The following is a 19068-nucleotide window of genomic DNA, read 5'->3' on the forward strand; positions in this document are numbered from 1 at the left end:
ATGTGTGGCCGATACGTTCTGTTCAGCACGCTCGAGCAATTGTCCGCCGATACGCGCCGCAGGCTTCAGACCAAGCGCGTACTCCGTGCCGGGGAAGGGGAGTGGCCCGCCAACTACAACGTGGCGCCGACCACTCAGGTGCCCATCCTGCGGGAGTTTAAGGGCGAGGCGGCGATCGGCCCTGCGAACTGGGGCTACCCGCCGAAGAACGTGTTTAACGCCCGGGGAGAAACCGCGTTCGCTAAGCCCCTCTTTGCGGGCTCCCTGCCCTGTGCCTTCCCTATGGACGGCTGGTACGAGTGGACCGTCGGAGACGACGGAAAGAAGCAGCCCTGGTTTACCACGGCGCCGGACGGCCAGCCCATGTACGCCGCCGGGCTGTGCAAAGCCGTCGACGGGCAACTGTACGGAACAATCATCACGGTGGCGGCGCTCCCAGAGCTGGAATGGCTCCACGGCCGCATGCCGCGGATTTTGGTGGGCGACGAACTAGGCACGTGGCTGAAGGGTGAAGGGGCGGAGATGGTGGCGTCACCAAATAAAAAGACAGAAGTGCACAGCAGGAAGGCGGACAGGAAGGTCGGCTCCGTGGCGAACAACTACCCGGAGCTGGTGGGAATGAATCGGGGATAGAATTGCATTGAAAGAATCGTGAGAGGTGAGCGAATGAAACGCAGCAATGACAGCACTGATGAGCTGCTGCAAAGATTCGAGGCCGACGCGCTGCCCCTGCTGGATCAGCTGTACGGGGTGGCACTGCGGATGACGCGCAATCCGGCCGATGCGCAAGACCTGGTACAGGACGCGTATATGAAGGCCTACCAGGCGTTTGGCTCCTTTAAGGAGGGCACCAACCTGAAGGCGTGGATGTACCGAATCCTTACGAACACGTACATCAACAGCTACCGCAAGGCGCAACGGCGCCCCACGGAATCCAGCGCCGAAGACATGACTGACTGGCAGCTGGCCGAGACGGCGAAGCACGACTCTGTGGGGCTGGAATCCGCCGAGGTGGAGGCGCTGAAGAACATCCCCGACAAGCGGATACAGGATGCGCTGATGAGCCTGGGAGAGGACTACCGCATGGTCGTGTACTACGCGGACGTCGAAGGTCTGGCCTACAAGGAGATTGCCGAGATCATGGACACCCCCATTGGCACCGTGATGTCTAGGCTGCACCGCGGGCGCAAGCAGTTGCGCAGCAAGCTGAAGGACGTGGCGGCAGAGCACGGGATCGCGACAGTGAAGTCGCAGAAGACAGGAAAGACGCAGAAGAAACTCACGGAAGCGAAGGGATAAGAGCACATGTTCAAAGACAATTCGCGAAGGACAGACTGCGACGAACTGTTGGACGCCCTGTACGAGGTTGCCGATGGTGACGCCAACTGGGAGAGTCGCGAACGTCTGCGCGCTCACGCCGACGCTTGCCCGGAGTGCCTGCGACAGCTGGGGATCGAGCAGCAGGTGCGAGACCTCCTGCGGAGCTGCTGCAGCCAGCCCGCGCCGGTGGAACTGCGCGCAAGGATTTGTACGCAGCTGCGGGTGATTAGTTACCGCGTGGAGGAGTAGGTCGTGGAGAAGTAGGTCACAGTATTGTTCTTTCCCGGCCATTGCAGCCCTATGCAATCTAGATTTATTAGTAGATAGACATTGGGACGTCACGGTCTGAGGAGAGAACGGAGAGAGCTATGGAAGCTGCACAGATTGCGGAATGGACTTTCGTCGAAGAAGTTCCGATTCCGGAGGACGTCATGGCGCTGCTTGTGCCCGGCGAGCAGGCGGTCGTGGCTTTTAAGACTTTCAGGGATAGCGCAATCTTCACTACGAAGCGCCTGATCATGCGTGACGCACAGGGGCTACGAGGTAAGAAGGTTGAGGTTTATTCTCTGCCGTATTCGTCGATCAATATGTGGTCCACAGAGAACGCGGGAACCCTCGATTTCAATGCTGAGATTGAGCTATGGACCCGAGCCGGGAAGATCAAGGTGAAGATCGGTCGCGGTCTCGACGTTCGTCGCATTGATGCGTTGATCGCACATAGCGTTCTTGGGGCGTTGTAGGCAATAGCCCAATAGTCCTATAGCTCCAGAGCAAAGCAAAAGGCCGGCGGTGACCGCTTTATGCGGTGCACCTGCCGGCCTTTTTGTTACGGCTTAGCTGTTCGGGCGCTTGCCGTGGTTAGCCTTCTTCTTGCGACGATCCTTGCGCTTGCGGCCACGCTTGCTCATTGCAGCTCCTTGGTGTTTAAAGGGACAGTTTCAACCTGTTCAGCTTAGCGGGGGCGCCTAACTGGACAAAATGTTGGGGTTTAGACGGTGATGCGCTTGCGGGTGCGGGTGCGGCCACGGTTGGTGCGGCGCTTCAGTGCGCGACGCTCGTCCTCGGCCATGCCGCCCCATACGCCGGCATCCTGGCCGGACTCGATGGCCCAGTTCAGGCACTGGGAAGCAACGGGGCAGCGGTTGCAGACCAACTTTGCCTTGGCGATCTGTGCCAGGGCAGGGCCGGAGTTTCCAACGGGGAAGAACAGTTCGGGGTCTTCTTCACGACAAACGGCTTTGTGGCGCCAATCCATTATTGTGTTTCCCTTCTATTTTTCGGGCAATGTAAGCCCGAGGTGCGTCGTTAGTGTTGCTTGCGTCGTTGTGGGGACACTTTTGATCGAAGTTGGGCTCGACAAATTCACCTAGAGAATCTCTAGGTAAATTCAGGCAAAAGTGTTTCTGTGGCGAAGTGGCGTGCGTGCCAACGACAGGGGAAGGCAGCGGCGACTTCTCGCCATCGATTTAGGCTGAGTTGGTTTTCTGTTAACCTCTTGGCCTCTTATCGGTTACTTGGAAGATTCTGGCACGGTTCTGCCGGTTTGGCTAGAGTTTTCAGCAAAATGTGATGAACGCCACAAGGAAATAATTTGGTGCTAGTGAGGACTGCGATTAACGGGGCGCGCGCCCGAGCGCGACCACAGTTTTTCCGCGCTTCTCCACCAGCACATCGCCGGTCATCTTCAGCGTCACCGGTCCGGTGTATCCCTTGCGATCCACCGGAATCGTGCGCAGCAGCGCGCCGGTACTCCAATCCACGACTCCGATTCCCTTTTGCATCGGGACCAAAAGCCGGCCGCCCATTGGGGCTGCGGGTCCAATAGCGCCCTCGACCTGGAACTTCGGCTCCATTGTTGACGGCTTAAAAGCCACCACGCGCTTCCCGTCAAACCAACTCATTGCATGCGCGGAGTCCGCGGTTTGGGCACTAAAGAGCTCGCTTTGGCGCTTGTGTGGATCCAATAGGGGTGCGGGGTCAGCGGGAATCTGCTTGAATTTGCCCTGTTTATCCAGGATCTGGAAGCGGGAACCCTTGTTGTCTTTTTCATCCTTGGCACGGATCCCATTCCCGGGCACGTAGATCACAGCGCGATCCACGCTGATGCCGACTAGTTCACTGCCAGCTGGTACCTCGTATTCGTGAAACTCCTCCGGAACGTCCGAATCCTCCGGCTTGGTCTTCAATAGGCGGACCAGCTTTGTGTTCTTGTCGGGGCATGTCTGCGCCGTGGCGAGCAGTTCCTTGCGCGTCAGCGCGGAAGTAAAGGTGCATTCCAGATACTTCTGCTTGTTGGGCTTCACCGAGGTCTTCTTCTCGCCGACCTCGACTGTTCGCACCAGGTCGTAGCGCAGCAGCTCGGTTCGGGAAGGCGCCAGCATTCCAATGCTGTCGCGGCTTTGAAACAGGGCCACCGTGTTAGAAGCCAACATGTCGCGGGTGTGTCGATACTCACCTGTGCTGCTGTCGAGGGCCACGACCTGCCCGCAGCCCTTGGGTCCGTGCAGGAACAGGTTCGTCTTTTCCCAGTTCGCTGCCACACCGCAGAGCTTTTCCGGAGCGTCGTAGTGCCAAACTTCCTCGCCGTTATCGCCCCGCACCATCGTTGTCTTGCTATCGGCAGTCAGAACTACGCCGCCCTGATCCACAACCAGGTCGGGTGAATCGGTCTGCGCGCTCCATAACTCGTGCAGCTGCTGGGGGATTTGCTGGTCGTTGTTGTCCTCTCCGGCCTTGGCAAGAGTCTTATCAGAGGCCGAGATCGGCTGGTTAGCGACCCTGTGATCCACATTGCGCGCGTCGGAACCCAGCCATGTAATGCCACCGAGGGCAAGAGCGCCGGCTACCAGTGCGGCGGCGGCCATGTGGTCGCTGCGACGCGCCCGTTCGGGCGAGGGGAAACGTCGGCTCATCGGCGAGGCCCCCGGCTAGATTTCTTTACCTTCAATGCAGCACCTTTCACTCCGCGTGCCGAGCCTACCCTGTCGACCACATCTGCGGGCAGATCAAACTCTGCTAGGAACTCTGCGCTGGAGGAAAACCACTGTGGTGGGTCCTGAAGGCCCAGCCCTAGCGTGTCGCTGATGGCATTCCATCGCGCTACCTCGTCCCAACCAATCAGGCTCACTGCTGTGCCAGTATTTCCGGCGCGCCCGGTGCGGCCGATGCGGTGGACATAGGTGCGCTCGTCGTCCGGTACCTGGTAGTTGATCACGTGTGTGACGTCTTCGATATCGATTCCTCGTGCAGCCACGTCAGTCGCGACCATCACATCCACTTCGTTACGGCGGAACTCATCCAGGGATTCCTCGCGGTCTTTCTGCCGCATGTCCCCATGCACAGCCCCCACGCGGAACCCCAGCTTGGCGAGCTCCTCGGCCACGTTCGCCGCCTGCCTCTTCGTGCGTGCAAAGACGATGCTGCGTCCGCGACCGGGGGATTGCAGAATTCGGGCCAGCGCCGAGAGTCGATCGAGCTTATGAGATTGAAACACCACTTGCTTCGTCGACTCGTGCGTTGCTTCCGTCGCCGCGCTGTCCGCCTGAATCAACACTGGATGCCGCATGAAAGTCCTCGTCAGTGCCGCAATCGGCCCCGGCATCGTCGCGGAGAACAACATCGTCTGCCGCTGGGGGTTGGTTTGCGTCATGATGTCGCGCACATCGTCCAGGAAGCCCTGATCCAGCATTTCGTCAGCCTCGTCCAGCACGACGATCTCCACTGTGGCCAGCTGCAGGTGCCCCTGGCGTGCCAGGTCTAACAGCCTTCCTGGCGTACCGACGACGATATCCACGCCACGGTCCAGCGCCGCCGTTTGTTTCTCGAAGCCCACGCCGCCGTACACCGCCTGTACCTGCAACGGTCGGGTCTTTTTGTTTTTTCTTTGGGACGCCCCCTCGGTCCCCACCGGCACGCGCAGGTGCCGGGCTGCCAGGACGAGGTCGTCGGCAACTTGCAAGCACAATTCCCGGGTGGGCACAACGATCAAGGCGCGCGGGGTACCGTCGGGGGCGGTGACGGTGGCGTCATCAAAGACCCGATCCAGAACCGGAATGCCGAAGCCCAAGGTTTTGCCCATCCCCGTGCGTGCCTGGCCAATAACGTCGGAGCCCTTCAGCGCGATGGGCAGGGTGTATTCCTGGATGGCGAAGGCGTGGGTGATGTTGGCATCTGCCAGGGCTTCCGTGATTTCCGCAGCTACGCCGAGCGAACTAAAGGTCGGGCGGGGGCCAGTGGACATGGATACCTGCCTTCCTTGCTCGACGTCTATGATGGTCACAATACTGCACGTGAGTATAAAGCGAACATGAAGGAAGGATTCCCCATGCAGATCAAGGTCGGATTCGTACACAACGCCCGCGAGCTGGCTATCGCCGTCGATACCAAGGGTGAGCAGGCTAAGTCTCAGGACGAGTACGTCGCAGAGGTAGAGAACTTCCTGCGTTCCGGCGGTAGCGAAACTCTGACGATCGAGGGCGCTAAGGGTGCGCGCTACGTTCTGGTACGTGCGCAGGTTGCGTACGTCGAGGTCGGTGCGGAGGCCAAGAACTCCGTCGGCTTCGTTAGCTAGTTGGTTTTAGCCCTTATATATGAGTGGCAGCAGCAACTTTGAGCGGCGTCCAATTCCGCCGGCGCGGGAGGTTTGCGAGGCCTGTGAGGCCCGCGACGCGCGCATGGTTAATGGGGAACCGCGGGGTGGTCTGACCTTCCGCCAAGTTGTGCTGATTACTGCCATATTCGTCGTGGTGACGCTGCTGGTCATGCACAGCCTCATCAACGGTCTGGGAAGCGTTGAAGGGGTGAAGGGCGACGCTAAAGCGGTGACGCGCGATGCTCCCGGACCTGCGGATGGTTCGGAGCAGAATGGTAGCAACGGCGCTGGTGAACACGGTAATGGCAGCTACGACGATCTGAAACTCGGAGAGCTGCCGCCGGGCGGTAAGTACACCACGAAAGGCAGCGGAAAGTTCCGCACCGTCGGCGAGCCGGGGAAGTCTTTCGGCGAGGGCAAGAAAAAGTTCACCTATGTGGTGGAAGTGGAAACGACGCTGAAGGCCTCGGCCTACGGCGGGGACGATGCGTTTGCTGCGATGGTAGATGCCACGCTATCCAACCCGAAGTCCTGGGGCGGCGACCCGCGGTTTTCCTTCCAACACGTCGACGAAAAGAAATTGAAGAACGGTGAGGAGCCGGATCTGAGAATCCAGCTCACCTCGACCGAGACCACGGCGAAGACGTGCGGGGATACCTACGGGATCGAAACTAGCTGCAACTATCCGGGGGAGCGTCGCGTGGTGCTCAACGAGGCACGCTGGGTGCGTGGAGCGATCCCCTTTGAAGGGGATCTGGGCGCGTACCGGCAGTACATGATCAACCACGAGGTCGGCCACGGCGTGGGGCACAAGGCACACAAGCCGTGCACACGCGACGGCGGGCTGGCGCCGGTGATGATGCAGCAGACAATCAGTCTGAACAACGCCGAGATCTATAAAATCAACCCAGAAGAGCCCTTCGGACACGATTCGAAAACCTGCCGGGCCAACCCGTGGGTTTTCCCCTACGGTCCGAAAGACTCCTAACCCACGCGACCCACGCGACCTAAGCGACCCAAGCGACACAAGCAGAGCCAAGAAAAACGAGCAGATGATCAACGACGACCCGCACAGTGACTTCAACTCCCCGCCACCTGCGCATATTCTTGCCAGCTTCCAGGTTCCATCGGCGCGTCCGGTGTTGTTGGAGCAGGAGTGGAGCCAGGGGTGGCGCTGCGACCGGGCAGTGATTTCCCGCGCCGATGAACCGGCGCGCGCGGCGTGGATCGCCAAGATCATGTCGAAGGTGCGGCCCGCGGGAGTGTCCATGTCGCGCCCGATCTTCTCCTCCGACGGCCGCTTTAGCGTGTCCGGTTGGCGTGCGCGGACGTTTATGTCTGGCCACCAGTCGCCGCGTTTCGATGAGATGGTGGCAGCTGCGCTGCGGTTGAACGAGGCCCTGCGTGGCGAACCGAAGCCGACGTTCTTGGCGCCCCCGGTGGCGGGCAAGAAGTGGTACGAATACGACCTATACGCCGCAGCTGACCAGGCGGCGTTCGCGGAGGATCCAGCCGAATGGGTTACGCCGGTGCTGGCGCCAGAGAGCGTACCCCGCGAGGACGTAGCCGCAGCACTGGTCAAGGCCGCTGTGCTGGCCGAGATGCGCGGCCCCATCAGGGAAAACGACCAGCTGGTGCACGGGGACATAGCCGGGTGCACCATCTTTGATGGAACCGCCGACCCGATCGTGACGGATCTGTACCCGGCATGGCATCCGGCGGCGTGGACAGTGGCTCTGCTGATTGTGGACACGATGGCCTGGGGCAATGCCCCGGACGCGCTGCTGGATAGGTGGGCACACCTTCCGGACTTTCCGCAGTTGGCACTGCGAGCCGTGATGTACCGACTTTTCCTCCATGCGATGCTGCCGAACTCGCAGCCGGAATCCTGGGAGGGGCTCGGTCGAGTGGCCGATGTCGTCGAAGCGTGGGTGGCTAAGCAAGAGGTTGTCCGGGGCACGTGACAAACTAAGAGTCATGGATCGCCACAACACAGATAAGAGTCCGCAGAACACTCGCGATATTAACCGTGACCTGGAAAAACGCCTTGGTGCTAGCGGGCAGCCGCGAGTGCGACTAGGGGAGTCAGCTTCGGCCTTCAGCGCCACGGAGCACTTCGATGGGCTGGCAGGCGCGCTGGTAGAAGGTTCCGCCAAAGTTGATTATTCGAAACCCTATGCGATTCTCGGTGGGGCGGGTACCGGCAAAACGTCGCTACTGATCGCTGCAGCTAGAGATTTCCTGCTGCAGGGGGGATCGGCGTCCGAAATAATGTTCTTCGCCCCGTCGAAGGAGGCGGCGACGGCCGTGCGTGCCTCGCTGTACGAACGGGTGGCAGGGGAAGGCGATTACGCGGCGTCCGGCACTTTTGTGCGATCGGTGCACTCATGGGCGTTTGCTTTCTACCGCAGCGTGCAGGCTCTGCGAGGGAAGAAGCCGCCACGGCTGATTACGGGTGCGGAGCACGACATGCAGATCCGTGAGATTCTGCGTGGCACGGCACAAGATGGCAACCGGTACTGGCCGGACAACGTGGTTCCCGCGCTGGACTACGCCGGGTTTGCTCAGCAGTTGCGCGACTTGTTGCTGCGCGCCACCGAGCGCGGGCTGTCGGCGGCGGATCTGCGGGAGCTGGGGGTGGCGCACGACCGGCCGATGTGGGAGGGCGCGGGACATTTCTTAGAGGAATACCAGCAGGTACAGCGGCTGAGTCGCTCGGAGAGCTTGAACGCTTCTGAGCTGCTGCATGCCACGTTAGGCGCGTTCGAATGCCCTGAAGGCGCGCAGGTGGTGGAGCAGCAGCGGGAGAGGGTGAAGTTGCTGCTGGTGGACGATGCACACAACTTGGATCCGGCCTCGGCGCGGCTGATCCAGAGCTTTATCGCCCCCGGCACGCGCACCCTTATCGCGGGCGACCCAGATCAGTGCGTGTTCCACTTCCGCGGGGCGGATGAGGCTTTCTTGGACTCTTACTCGCAGGACCCGGATCACCGGGTTGTGCTCAGTGCTTCCTATCGTTTGACGCCCCCTGCGGCTCAGTCCGTTAATGCTGTCCGTAGGCACCTGAGTGCCCAGCCGAGTCGCGTGGTGCTGCGCTCTGCCGGTGCGGGGGAGACCGTGGGCGCGGCGGTTGCGGAGTCTATGAGGGCGGATTCCGTGCAGGTGACGATCGCCCCGACGGAGACGGCAGAGCGGCTGAAGATCGTAGATGTAGTGCGCCGTGCGCACGTCGAGGATTCGGTGGCGTGGGACGACATTGCCGTGATCGTGCGTGGCACGGGAAGCATTGCGCGGGTGCGCAGGTCGCTGATGGCCTATGGCGTGCCAGTGAAGGTGGATCCGACCTCCGTGGTACTGGCCGAGCAGCCACTTGTGCGAATGCTGCTGCTGGCGGCGGAGGCCAGCTACCGGGACCTGACGGTGGTGGAGATGAGCGACCTGCTGGAGGGCAGTGTCGGTGGCGCAGATCCGGTGATGGTGCGCCGCGTGCACCGTGCAGTGGCGCTGGCCATCCGCTCCGCGCAGTTGGCCGGGCAGGCGCTGCGGCAGCACGACAACGGTGCGCCCTTCCAGGCGGCTGACTACGTGACGGAGCTGCTGAATCGCCCCGAGGCCCCGGAAAATCAGTGGGTCACTAGCCACTGCGGACCGCGTGAGCAGGAGGTCCTGCAGCGAGTGTCCACCGTGCTGGAGGCCGGGCGGAAGGCACTGGCGGGGCAGCAGAGCGTGGAGATGGTGCTGTGGAAGATCTGGCAGGCCACGAAGCTGGATATGCATCTGCGCACACAAGCGCTGAAGGGGGGATCCCTGGGCGCACAGGCCGATGCCGACCTGGATGCGGTTATGAGCCTGTTCGACATCGTCGGTGACTTCGCAGAGCGCAACCCGCAGGCGAAGGTGAAGAGCTTCATTGACAACATCCGGGCCCAACAGGTGCCCACCGGTGGGCGCGACCAGCGCGGCGTGCGCGCCGGGGCGGTGGAGATCTTGCCGGCCCACGCGGCAGCAGGGCGCCAGTGGAAGGTTGCCGTGGTGGCCGGAGTGCAAGAAGGCCAGTGGCCTACCGGGCCGACCGTCGGCGGATTGTTCGGCCAGCTAGAGCTGGTGGATTTGCTGGATCGGAACATCGACCCGAGCGTGCCTGTTTCCCGCATCAACGATGCGATCGAAGAAGAACGCCGACTGTTCCTGCTAGCCATCAGCCGCGCGACGGATTTTGTGCACGTGACGAGTGTGCAGAACTCTGGTGACGAGGCTCTGGTGCCATCGCGCTTCATCGCCGAGATGGAGGTAGAGCCCACCGAGCTGGCAGCGACGGGTGACATCGAGGAGGCCTCCAGCCAACCGCCTGCCACATCCACAACTGGTGCGCTGCCACGCGTGCTGGCCATCGAATCCCTGCTGGCGGAGCTGCGGGATGCTGTAACCGATGAGAATCGGCCCGGCCACGAACGGCGTGCGGCTGCGCGGAACCTGGCCAAGATGGCGCGGGCTGGTGTGCACGGTGCGGCGCCGGAGGACTGGTGGGGAATGGCGCAGCCTTCCTCGGAGGAACGGGTGCTGTCGGGAGGCAAGATCCGGATGAGCCCCTCCAAGCTGGAGAGTTGGAACACCTGCGCGCTGCGAACCTTCCTGGATAGCAACGGCGGAGTGAGCGAATCCACCGAACCCATGCGCGTGGGCATCTTTATCCACGCCATCGCCGAGCAGATTGTGCAAGGCATGGAGCTCGGCGAGGCACAGCTGGCGGTCAAAGAGATTCTGCCGCACGTGCTCGACGGCCCAGGGTGGAAGGATACGCACACTGTGCAGCGCTGGGAGGGTGGCGTCGAGAGATTATATGACTACATCGCCAGCTACAGGGACCAAGGATTCGACCTAGAGTCCGAGCGCACCCTGCGGGCACAAGTGGGACAGACCGAGGACGGGATAGACGTGACGCTGAGCGGGCGTGCGGACCTGTTGGTGACGAACCCGGAGGATGGGCTGACGCAGGTGATCGACTTTAAGACAGGCAAGAAAGCGGTGTCGGAAAAGGCTGCAGAAGAGAGCCCGCAGCTCAGTGCGTATCAATTCTTGCTTACGCTCACCGAGCGCCCTGGCGGCGATGGGAAAAAGTACCAGCCCGGTGGTGCCGCGCTAGTCTACCCCGGAACCGAGGGAAGGCGCATTGCCAAACCTCAGGCAGAGCTGACAGAGGAAAAACTGGGCGACACGCACGACATGTTGATGGATATAGCTCCAGTGACAGCGGGGCCTACGTATCTGGCGACGATCAACGAGGAGTGCACGAACTGCGCATTCACATCGATTTGCCCCGCACAGCCAGAAGGAAAGCAGGTGGTCTAAATGGATAACAACAGGCACATTTTCAGCCCGCAGGAGCTTTCCCAGCTGATGGGGCAGAAGTTCGCCCCGACCGACGAGCAGGCCGAGGTCATCCAGGCCGGGCCGTTCGGCAACTTCCTGGTTGTTGCCGGAGCAGGCGCGGGTAAGACCGAAACCATGGCGGCGCGGGCCGTGTGGATGGTGGCCAACGGCTTCGCCCGGCCCGAGCAGATTCTGGGGCTGACCTTTACCCGCAAGGCCGCCGCGGAGCTGGGGGAGCGCATCCGCCAGCGCCTGCAAACGCTGGCGAGCAGCGCCTTCATGGATCAGCTGGCCACCGATGATCCGCGGCGCGAGGCGTTGAAGAACATCGCGCCGGCAGTGGCTACGTATGACTCCTACGCGGGGGACATCGTCCGTGAGTATGGACTGTTGATCCCTTCGGAGCCTGCGGCCAGGCTTATTACGGACGCCGAACGGTGGATGGTGGCCCGCGATGTGGTGCTGAACTCGCAGGGGAAGATATCCGTAGATAGGGCTGTGGGAACGGTCATCGAGGAGGTGTGTGCTCTGTCCGATGAGATGGACAACCACCTGGCGGACCCGGAAAAAGTAGCGGAGGAGAGTAAGGAGGCGCAAGAGAATCTCAAAGACTTACCAAGAAAAGCGAGAAGTCGAGTCGAGTTCAACAAGGAGAACCGGAGTTTCCTCGACGCGCAGGAATACCGCATCGAGCTTTTGCAGCTGGTGCGCGAATATCGGGAAGAGCTCCAGCGGCGGGAGTTGCTGACATTCGGCCAGCAGATGAGCAAGGCTGCGGGACTTGTGCGTGATCATGAGGTCGTCGGGGAAGAACAACGGCGACGTTTCCGCGTGGTGATGCTGGACGAGTACCAGGACACTGGACATGCCCAACGCATCATGCTGTCTTCGTTGTTTGGTAAGGGAAAGGCGAACGACGGTGAGTTCTCCGCGATGGCGGTGGGCGATCCTATGCAGTCGATTTATCTTTTCCGCGGCGCGACGGCCTCTAACTTGGAGAAGTTCCGCGAGGACTTTCGGGATTCGAACGGGAACCCAGCGGAGAAGCTGCAGCTGCTGACCTCCTGGCGCAACCCCACCACCGTGTTGGATATGGCCAACAAGGTCTCTACCTGGTCCATGGAGCGAAGCACCGACAGCACCGGACGCCTAGTTTCCGAGCTGCGCCCGCGCCCTGGTGCTGAAGACGGCGAGGTCGCTGTGGCTTTCTTTGATGAGCGCGAACAGGAGCTCGACTGGATGGCTGACAAGCTGCAGGAACGATGGCAGGAGTACCAGCAGAAGCTGGAAACGGCAGACGACCCGTCCAAGGTCAGACCTTTTTCCGCAGCGGTATTGGTGACCAAGAATGCGAACGCTGTTCCTATCTACAACAAGCTGGTCGAACGCGGGGTGCCCGCAGACATGACCGCCGGGCCAGGCCTGCTGGATCTTCCTGAAGTTGCGGATATCTTTGCCACACTGCGGGTGCTGGTGGACCCGACGGATGACGTGGCACTGCTGCGCATGCTGACTGGCCCGAGGTGGAACATCGGTGCCGCTGACCTTGCGGTGCTCACGCGACGCACAGAGCAGATTGCCAAACGCGGATCTGGGGAAGCGGAAAACATCGACGAAACCGTTTTGGAGCAGGAGCGACTGGAGAAAATCGAGTCTCTCCACACGCCCGGCGTGCGTGATGAACTGATAGCGGAGATCCTAGATGCCATTCCAGACCCCACCGAGTTTTCTGTCGGTCTGGTTGATGCACTCGCGGACATCCGAGATGCCGCGGATATGGGGATGTCACCCGAAGGCGCCCAAAGGCTGGAGCTGCTCGGTCGGGAGCTGGGGTATCTGCGGCGCCACAGCCTCAGCAAGAACCTGCCGGACTTGGTCGCGGACATCGAGAAGATGCTGGGAGTGCGGCATGAGGTGCTGGCGCGCTGGCACCGCCACCCGGATCAATCTATCGGCACCAGCCACCTGGATAGGTTTGCGGATATCGTTCGCGATTTCTCCCGCATCGGATCCGCAACCCCGAAAGCGCTGGTCGAATATCTGAAGGCGGCGCATGCCGAAGAAGACGGACTGACCCCCGGAGAAGTCCAGCGCAAGGACAATACCGTGCAGATCCTCACCGTCCATAAAGCCAAGGGGCTGGAGTGGGACATCGTTGCGGTGCCGCATGCTACGCGCGACAGTTTCAGCGATTACGCGCAACCGCGGAAAGACAAGAAGTATTCATGGACAACCACCGCTCAGGTCATTCCCAGCAGCCTGCGCGGGGATGCGGGGGAAAAGCCCGGAATGTACCCAATTCTGTCCCTCAAAGGCGTTGAGGACAGAAAGGCGCACGCGGACGCCTATGACGCATTCAATGTGGAAGTCAAGCGCTTTCGTTCAAAGGAGAACGACCGGCTGTTCTACGTGGCCATCACCCGATCCCAGAGGGTGCTCTATGTCAGTGGAGCGGCATATAAGGACGGCGCCAAGGACGCACAGGATCCTTCACTGTGTCTAGTACTGTTGCGGGACCACCTGCGGGAAAACAACCGCAAGGATTGTGTAGAGCACTGGTCTGACATGGGGCAGTATTACTCGAAGTTGGATGAGATGTTGAATAACTCGGAGCTTCCAGTCGAGCAGAGGAAGCTGCTTCCCACTGTCGAGGTCAATTCCCGGCGTTTAGAGTATGGCGAAGAGCGACAGCAGCGCGTCGCTGAAGCGAACAATGGCGCAGGCGCCCCCTGGCCCAGCCCAGCTCCCGCTACAGAGCGCCCCGGTGTGGCCGAAGCCGCCGACATGGTGCGCAAGGAAATCGAGGCGCTAGGCACGCAGGAGCCGGACAGCGCCGACACCCCAACCCCCTCCGCGCCCACCACCGTGGCCGAGGTGTGGGATCTCGAGACGGATATGCTGCTCGAGGAATATTCGGAAATGGACAACGCCGAGGTGCTGGTGCCACTGAAGGTGCGACTCACGGCTACCGAGATGGTGAGCCTGCGCAGGGATTCCGAAGAGTTCGCCCTGCGCGCCCGTCGTCCCATTCCCCTCGAGCCGAAACCCTACGCCAAGCGCGGCACCGCGTTCCACAACTGGGTGGAGGAACGCTACAAGCAGGTCACCCTGTTGGACGAGGAAGAGCTGCCGGGCGCCTCGGATGCTTCGCTCGGCGACCCTTACCTCGAGACCCTGAAGGAGGCGTTCCTGCACTCCGCATGGGCCGATCGCCAACCCGAAAGCGTGGAGGGTGCCTACTCTGTCACGATCGGCGGTCACGTGTTTGAGGGACGTATTGACGCCGTATTCCACGAAGGAGACGATCCCACCGACGGCTGGATCGTGGTGGACTGGAAAACAGGGCGCAAACCCACCGGCGCGGAATTGGACGCAGCCGAACAGCAGCTGGCCATTTACAGGCTGGCATGGGCGAAACTCCTCAGCACCAAACTGGGCGTGGAGGTGCCCGCCGACAACGTTCGCGCCGTGTTTCACTATGTCGCGGCAAATGAGACCTATGAACCGCGTACACTACTGTCTGCAGAGCAACTCGAGCGGATGCTTGGGGGCGTCACAAAGAAGGCACCCCAAGAGCACGACGGCGAAGAGCCACAAGGCAGCATCGAGCAGTGACGAGAGGACGTAGATGAGAGACCGGCTGCGCGAACGTTTTCGCGCCGACGATGAGGTCGATGAGCTACCGCCGCACGCACTGCTGAACATCGTCCGCATCCCGACCTCGGTGGTACAAAGCCCCTGGTGGCTCATCATCCGACGGATGTTCTACGCCTTCCTGCTGGTGCTTTTCGTCGCCTGCCTGGCCTACTTCGACAGGGACGGCTACGAGGGGATGGAAACGTTTGTGGACGCCCTGTATTACTCGTCGGTGTCCCTCTCGACGACGGGCTACGGCGATGTGTCACCGCAGACGCAGAACGCGCGACTGGTCAACACCCTCATCATCACCCCGGCCCGCCTGGTCTTCCTGGTGCTGCTGGTCGGCACGACGCTGTCAGTGCTGACCGAAGAATCCCGCAAAACGTTAGTCATCCGCCGCTGGAGGAAGAAAATGCGTAACCACACCATCGTTATCGGCTACGGCACCAAGGGCCGCTCCGCTATCGCGGCGCTGCTGGCCGACGGCGTATCGCCTTCGCAGATCGTCGTGGTGGATACGGACAGGGAGGTGCTGGATCAGGCGTCCGCGCAGGGGCTGGTGACGGTGCAGGGTACGGCTACCCGCTCCGACGTGCTGAAACTCGCCGGTGTGAACCGTGCCCGCGCGGTGGTCGTCGCACCGAACCAGGACGATACAGCGGTGCTGATCACACTGTCGGTGCGCGAGATCGCGCCTTCTGCAACGATCGTCGCGAGTGTGCGCGAATCCGATAACTCGCACCTGCTGCGGCAATCCGGTGCAGACTCGGTGGTCGTCTCCTCCGAAACGGCCGGGCGCCTGATGGGACTGGCGACGGTTACGCCATCAGTGACGGAGATGATGGAGGATCTGCTGTCGCCGGACGAAGGCTTCTCTATCGCCGAGCGCCTGGTCACCGAGGAAGAGGTTGGCGGCAACCCCCGCGTGCTAGAAGACGTGGTGCTGGGCGTGGTGCGCTCTGGCGAGCTGTACCGCATCGATTCCTCCGAGGCAGAGACGATCGAACCGGGCGACCGCGTGCTGTACGTGCGCTCCAACCCCGGTGCCGACGATATTCTCGGCACCAAGTAGGGGATCTGAGTGAGCTCCCTACTGGATGGTCTGGATCCGGAACAGGCGAGAGCGGCCTCCGCCCCGCGCGGACCGGTGAGCATCATCGCGGGCGCCGGCACCGGCAAGACCCGCACCATTACCCACCGCATTGCCTACCTGGTCGAGGGCGGATTCGTGAATCCTGACCACGTCCTGTCCGTGACCTTCACCGCCCGTGCGGCCGCGGAACTGCGTGAGCGCCTAGCGCTGATGAACATCCCCAAGGTGCAGGCCAAGACCTTCCACGCCGCAGCCATGCGGCAGCTGAAATACTTTTGGCCCGCCTATGCGGGCGTCCTGCCGTGGACGCTGCTGGACAACAAGTTCCGCGTCGTCTCCCGCGCCGCGCGGGCCGCGGGAGTGGAGGTCAGCACCCCGATGCTGGCGGACCTCATCGGGGAAATCGAATGGGCGAAATCCTCTTTGATCAGCGCGGAAGACTACCCGGACTTCGTGGAACCGCGCCGCCGTGATTGCCCAGTCGCCCCGCAAACCTTCGTCAAGGTCTTTCAGGGCTACGAGAACCTCAAGGCCACGCCGGAGGGAATGCTGCTGGACTTCGACGATCTGCTGCTGCATATGGCCGCAGCCATCGAGTCCAACACCGGCATCGCCGACGAGTTTCGTTCGCGCTACCGCACCTTCGTGGTCGACGAGTACCAGGACGTTACGCCCCTCCAGCAGCGCGTGTTGGACGCGTGGGTAGGCGACCGCGATGATCTGACCGTTGTGGGCGACGCGAACCAGACGATCTACAGCTTCAACGGCGCCACGCCGGAGTATCTGCTGGACTTCACCACCAAGTACCCGGAGTCCACCACCGTCCGCCTGCACCGGGACTACCGTTCCACCCCGCAGGTCGTGGACCTGGCTAACAATGTGATCGGCAAGGCGAAAGGACGCGTCGCTGGCACACGGCTGAAGCTGGAGGGCCAGCGCCCCGCAGGTCCGCTCCCGCAGTTCCATGAGTACCCCGACGAGCCCGCCGAGGCTGTGGCGGTAGTCAAGGAAATCCAGACGCTTATCCGCAAGGGCGTGGAACCCGCGAACATCGCGATCCTCTACCGCATCAACTCCCAGTCCGCGAACTACGAATACGAGCTCGAACAGGCCGGCATTGGCTACCAGGTCAAAGGCGGCGAGGGCTTCTTCAAGCGCGCGGAAATCCGGGAGGGAATGAACGCCATCACCGCCGCGGCGAAGAGGTACGACCCGGACCCGGAGGATGTGCCGGATGCCGTCCGCGCCGCGCTCGTCCCCGTCGGCCTGACGTCCACCGAACCCTCCGGTACCCAGGAGCGCGCCCGCTGGCAGTCCCTGCAGGCCCTCTTCCAGCTGGTCAAGGACATCACCACCACCGCGGCCGAACCTTTAAGCATGCAGGGCGTAGTCGCGTTGCTGAAGGAACGCATGAGTGCGAAGAACCCGCCGAAGTTTCAGGGAGTCACCCTGGCCAGCATTCACGCTGCCAAGGGGCTGGAATGGGACGCTGTATTCCTGGTTGGCCTCAACGAGGGCACCTTGCCGATCCGCCATGCCCTCAAAGGAGCGGGCTCGGAAGAGGCGATCGAGGAGGAACGCCGGCTGTTCTACGTCGGCATCACCCGCGCCCGGGAACACCTGCACCTCAGTTGGTCGCTGGCTCGCCAGGAGGGCTCCAAGTCAAACCGTCGCCGCACGCGCTTCCTCGACGGTTTGGTCCCGCAGGAGGAAGCGGCCGCCGCGCAGCGTCGTTCCGGTACCGGCGCCTCCGGTTCGCGGGACAGGCTGGGCGCACCGAAGAACGCCTGCGTGGTCTGCGGATCCAGGCTCGGCAGCCCGGAGCTAAAAATCCTCGGCCGCTGCGGGGAGCACGCCCCCGAGACGGATCACCTTCTGCTGACGGAGCTGCGGCAGTGGCGCAGCGCTCTGGCCAAGGACAAGGCGGTGCCGGCGTATGTCATTTTTAGTGACGCCACGTTGCGAGCCATCGCCGAGCAGCTGCCCACCACGTCTGACCAGTTGGTGGCCGTGCCGGGCATTGGTCCGGTCAAGGTGAAGGAGTTTGGTGAGGACGTTCTGGCGATCGTCAGCAACTACGCCTAGTTGATCCCGTGCACAGTTGATCCCGTGCACAGTTGGTCTTGTGCACAGCTAAACCCGCACCGCCCGGCAGGACAGGCAGTTGTCGTCGAAGGGGATGGGGTGGGTGTGCACGGCACCGGTGGCAAAGTCCACTAGCCGCCGTTGGGTGAGGACCTCCGGGATATCCGGTGGAGTCGGCAGCGCTTCCTGCCTAAGCCGCGCCATCTTTCGTTCCTGCCGATACTCGCGTTGCGCGCGCCACCAAGGCAGGACGTGTTCGTTAAGCATCATCGCGAACTGTGTGGAGGCTGCCTGGATCAGGTGCCTTTCCGTACTTCCGGGTCTACCTGTCGCCTGCAAGCGCACTCCTTTCCACCCGTCGTCGATCTGCCCGTAGTAGCTATCGGTGCAGGCCAGGCAGGGTGTTATGCCAGGGACGACCAGTGGGCCCAGCACCGATCGGCCGTCCACGATGCCAGCAGGGTAGTGGGCTACCCGGTTGACCATCAGTGCGTGTTGCACGTCCGGGGTCGGGAATACCGCGCCGGGCAGGGCCATCAGCGATCGCCGAGCCTCGCTGGGGGCGGTGACGATGCGGAAGCTCAAACCAAGAGCCTCTAGCACGGGCTCTAGCCGCTCGCTGGCCACGCCGGAGGCCAGCACGTGGAAGTCCACGTCCGACTGGGACGGCCGCAGGATTTTCGCCTGCAGCATCTCGGAGAGCATCTGCCGCGCATCTTCGGGTTCCAGCCCGCAGTAGCCCATCTTTTGGTGCAGCTCCTCGAACCCGATCCCGCCGCGCGCCAGTGCGAACACGTGCGCTACCTGGCCCGGGTTCACGTTCTTCGGTAGCGGCAGGATCATCGATTCGTGCGGTAGCACCCCGAATTGCAGGCCGATTGTCGGCCTGGCCAGGATCGCTGTGTTGGATGGCAGATTAAGCTCTAGCATGAATGAAGTTCCCCCAAGAAAGAGTCGCGCTCCCCATGCG

16 protein-coding genes are annotated in these 19068 nt (G+C 61.8%); 11 read left to right on the top strand and 5 right to left on the bottom strand.

What is annotated here, in order from left to right; genetic code table 11:
* The 4 genes from CRD15_RS06045 (at position 1) to CRD15_RS06060 (ending at position 2060) form a co-directional block, all read left to right on the top strand.
* The gene (locus CRD15_RS06045; RefSeq protein ID WP_187402153.1) at positions 1 to 633 is read left to right on the top strand and encodes an SOS response-associated peptidase; all 633 of its coding nucleotides are present in this window, start codon (positions 1 to 3) and stop codon (positions 631 to 633) included.
* A gap of 33 nt (positions 634 to 666) precedes the next feature.
* Positions 667 to 1299, top strand: a complete 633-nt coding sequence (locus CRD15_RS06050) for a sigma-70 family RNA polymerase sigma factor (protein WP_034971272.1) — start codon at positions 667 to 669, stop codon at positions 1297 to 1299.
* 6 nt (positions 1300 to 1305) lie between these two features.
* Entirely contained in the window at positions 1306 to 1569 is a 264-nt protein-coding gene (gene rsrA / locus CRD15_RS06055) for a mycothiol system anti-sigma-R factor (protein WP_034971273.1), read from the top strand.
* Positions 1570 to 1688: 119 nt separating this feature from the next.
* Positions 1689 to 2060, top strand: a complete 372-nt coding sequence (locus CRD15_RS06060; RefSeq protein WP_034971274.1) for a PH domain-containing protein — start codon at positions 1689 to 1691, stop codon at positions 2058 to 2060.
* A 93-nt stretch (positions 2061 to 2153) separates the two neighbouring features.
* On the opposite strand, the gene CRD15_RS10215 is transcribed toward CRD15_RS06060, so the two are convergent.
* The 4 genes from CRD15_RS10215 to CRD15_RS06075 all read right to left on the bottom strand — a co-directional run bounded on the left by CRD15_RS10215 (position 2154) and on the right by CRD15_RS06075 (position 5560).
* A complete protein-coding gene (locus tag CRD15_RS10215; protein ID WP_011274008.1) occupies positions 2154 to 2228 on the bottom strand; it encodes a 50S ribosomal protein bL37 in 75 nt (24 codons plus the stop codon).
* A gap of 80 nt (positions 2229 to 2308) precedes the next feature.
* Positions 2309 to 2575 (bottom strand): WhiB family transcriptional regulator, encoded by a 267-nt coding sequence (locus CRD15_RS06065; protein ID WP_005293852.1) that lies wholly within the window; start codon positions 2573 to 2575, stop codon positions 2309 to 2311.
* 358 nt (positions 2576 to 2933) lie between these two features.
* Positions 2934 to 4232 (bottom strand): PQQ-binding-like beta-propeller repeat protein, encoded by a 1299-nt coding sequence (locus tag CRD15_RS06070; RefSeq protein ID WP_187402154.1) that lies wholly within the window; start codon positions 4230 to 4232, stop codon positions 2934 to 2936.
* Complete coding sequence (locus tag CRD15_RS06075; RefSeq protein ID WP_034971276.1) at positions 4229 to 5560, bottom strand: DEAD/DEAH box helicase; 1332 nt, start codon at positions 5558 to 5560, stop codon at positions 4229 to 4231. The genes CRD15_RS06070 and CRD15_RS06075 overlap by 4 nt, the downstream gene beginning before the upstream one ends.
* Before the next feature lie 66 nt (positions 5561 to 5626).
* Between CRD15_RS06075 and CRD15_RS06080 the strand changes: the two genes are divergently transcribed.
* The 7 genes from CRD15_RS06080 to CRD15_RS06110 all read left to right on the top strand — a co-directional run bounded on the left by CRD15_RS06080 (position 5627) and on the right by CRD15_RS06110 (position 18098).
* Positions 5627 to 5890, top strand: coding sequence for a DUF3107 domain-containing protein (locus CRD15_RS06080; RefSeq protein ID WP_230580176.1), 264 nt, complete (start codon positions 5627 to 5629; stop codon positions 5888 to 5890).
* A gap of 103 nt (positions 5891 to 5993) precedes the next feature.
* On the top strand, positions 5994 to 6899 hold the full coding sequence (locus CRD15_RS06085) for a DUF3152 domain-containing protein (RefSeq protein ID WP_255463765.1): 906 nt from the start codon (positions 5994 to 5996) through the stop codon (positions 6897 to 6899).
* A 64-nt stretch (positions 6900 to 6963) separates the two neighbouring features.
* Positions 6964 to 7875, top strand: coding sequence for a TIGR02569 family protein (locus tag CRD15_RS06090; RefSeq protein ID WP_051873805.1), 912 nt, complete (start codon positions 6964 to 6966; stop codon positions 7873 to 7875).
* A 13-nt stretch (positions 7876 to 7888) separates the two neighbouring features.
* The gene (locus CRD15_RS06095; RefSeq protein WP_187402156.1) at positions 7889 to 11260 is read left to right on the top strand and encodes an ATP-dependent DNA helicase; all 3372 of its coding nucleotides are present in this window, start codon (positions 7889 to 7891) and stop codon (positions 11258 to 11260) included.
* Positions 11261 to 14896, top strand: a complete 3636-nt coding sequence (locus CRD15_RS06100) for a UvrD-helicase domain-containing protein (RefSeq protein ID WP_187402157.1) — start codon at positions 11261 to 11263, stop codon at positions 14894 to 14896.
* Positions 14897 to 14909: 13 nt separating this feature from the next.
* Positions 14910 to 15992, top strand: a complete 1083-nt coding sequence (locus CRD15_RS06105; protein WP_034971280.1) for a TrkA family potassium uptake protein — start codon at positions 14910 to 14912, stop codon at positions 15990 to 15992.
* A 9-nt stretch (positions 15993 to 16001) separates the two neighbouring features.
* Entirely contained in the window at positions 16002 to 18098 is a 2097-nt protein-coding gene (locus tag CRD15_RS06110) for an ATP-dependent DNA helicase UvrD2 (RefSeq protein WP_187402158.1), read from the top strand.
* Positions 18099 to 18146: 48 nt separating this feature from the next.
* On the opposite strand, the gene CRD15_RS06115 is transcribed toward CRD15_RS06110, so the two are convergent.
* Positions 18147 to 19028: a hypothetical protein gene (locus CRD15_RS06115; protein ID WP_070552044.1), complete on the bottom strand. Its 882-nt coding sequence runs from the start codon at positions 19026 to 19028 to the stop codon at positions 18147 to 18149.
* Between the last annotated feature and the right edge of the window lie 40 nt (positions 19029 to 19068).

The sequence above is a fragment of the Corynebacterium sp. LK28 genome (assembly GCF_014335105.1).
Taxonomy (GTDB): domain Bacteria; phylum Actinomycetota; class Actinomycetes; order Mycobacteriales; family Mycobacteriaceae; genus Corynebacterium; species Corynebacterium macclintockiae.

Coding starts and splice junctions, on each gene's coding strand:
- CRD15_RS06045 (WP_187402153.1), top strand. CDS start 1: ATGTGTGGCCGATACGTTCTGTTCAGCACGCTCGAGCAATTGTCCGCC.
- CRD15_RS06050 (WP_034971272.1), top strand. CDS start 667: ATGAAACGCAGCAATGACAGCACTGATGAGCTGCTGCAAAGATTCGAG.
- rsrA (WP_034971273.1), top strand. CDS start 1,306: ATGTTCAAAGACAATTCGCGAAGGACAGACTGCGACGAACTGTTGGAC.
- CRD15_RS06060 (WP_034971274.1), top strand. CDS start 1,689: ATGGAAGCTGCACAGATTGCGGAATGGACTTTCGTCGAAGAAGTTCCG.
- CRD15_RS06065 (WP_005293852.1), bottom strand. CDS start 2,575: ATGGATTGGCGCCACAAAGCCGTTTGTCGTGAAGAAGACCCCGAACTG.
- CRD15_RS06070 (WP_187402154.1), bottom strand. CDS start 4,232: ATGAGCCGACGTTTCCCCTCGCCCGAACGGGCGCGTCGCAGCGACCAC.
- CRD15_RS06075 (WP_034971276.1), bottom strand. CDS start 5,560: ATGTCCACTGGCCCCCGCCCGACCTTTAGTTCGCTCGGCGTAGCTGCG.
- CRD15_RS06080 (WP_230580176.1), top strand. CDS start 5,627: ATGAAGGAAGGATTCCCCATGCAGATCAAGGTCGGATTCGTACACAAC.
- CRD15_RS06085 (WP_255463765.1), top strand. CDS start 5,994: ATGGTTAATGGGGAACCGCGGGGTGGTCTGACCTTCCGCCAAGTTGTG.
- CRD15_RS06090 (WP_051873805.1), top strand. CDS start 6,964: ATGATCAACGACGACCCGCACAGTGACTTCAACTCCCCGCCACCTGCG.
- CRD15_RS06095 (WP_187402156.1), top strand. CDS start 7,889: ATGGATCGCCACAACACAGATAAGAGTCCGCAGAACACTCGCGATATT.
- CRD15_RS06100 (WP_187402157.1), top strand. CDS start 11,261: ATGGATAACAACAGGCACATTTTCAGCCCGCAGGAGCTTTCCCAGCTG.
- CRD15_RS06105 (WP_034971280.1), top strand. CDS start 14,910: ATGAGAGACCGGCTGCGCGAACGTTTTCGCGCCGACGATGAGGTCGAT.
- CRD15_RS06115 (WP_070552044.1), bottom strand. CDS start 19,028: ATGCTAGAGCTTAATCTGCCATCCAACACAGCGATCCTGGCCAGGCCG.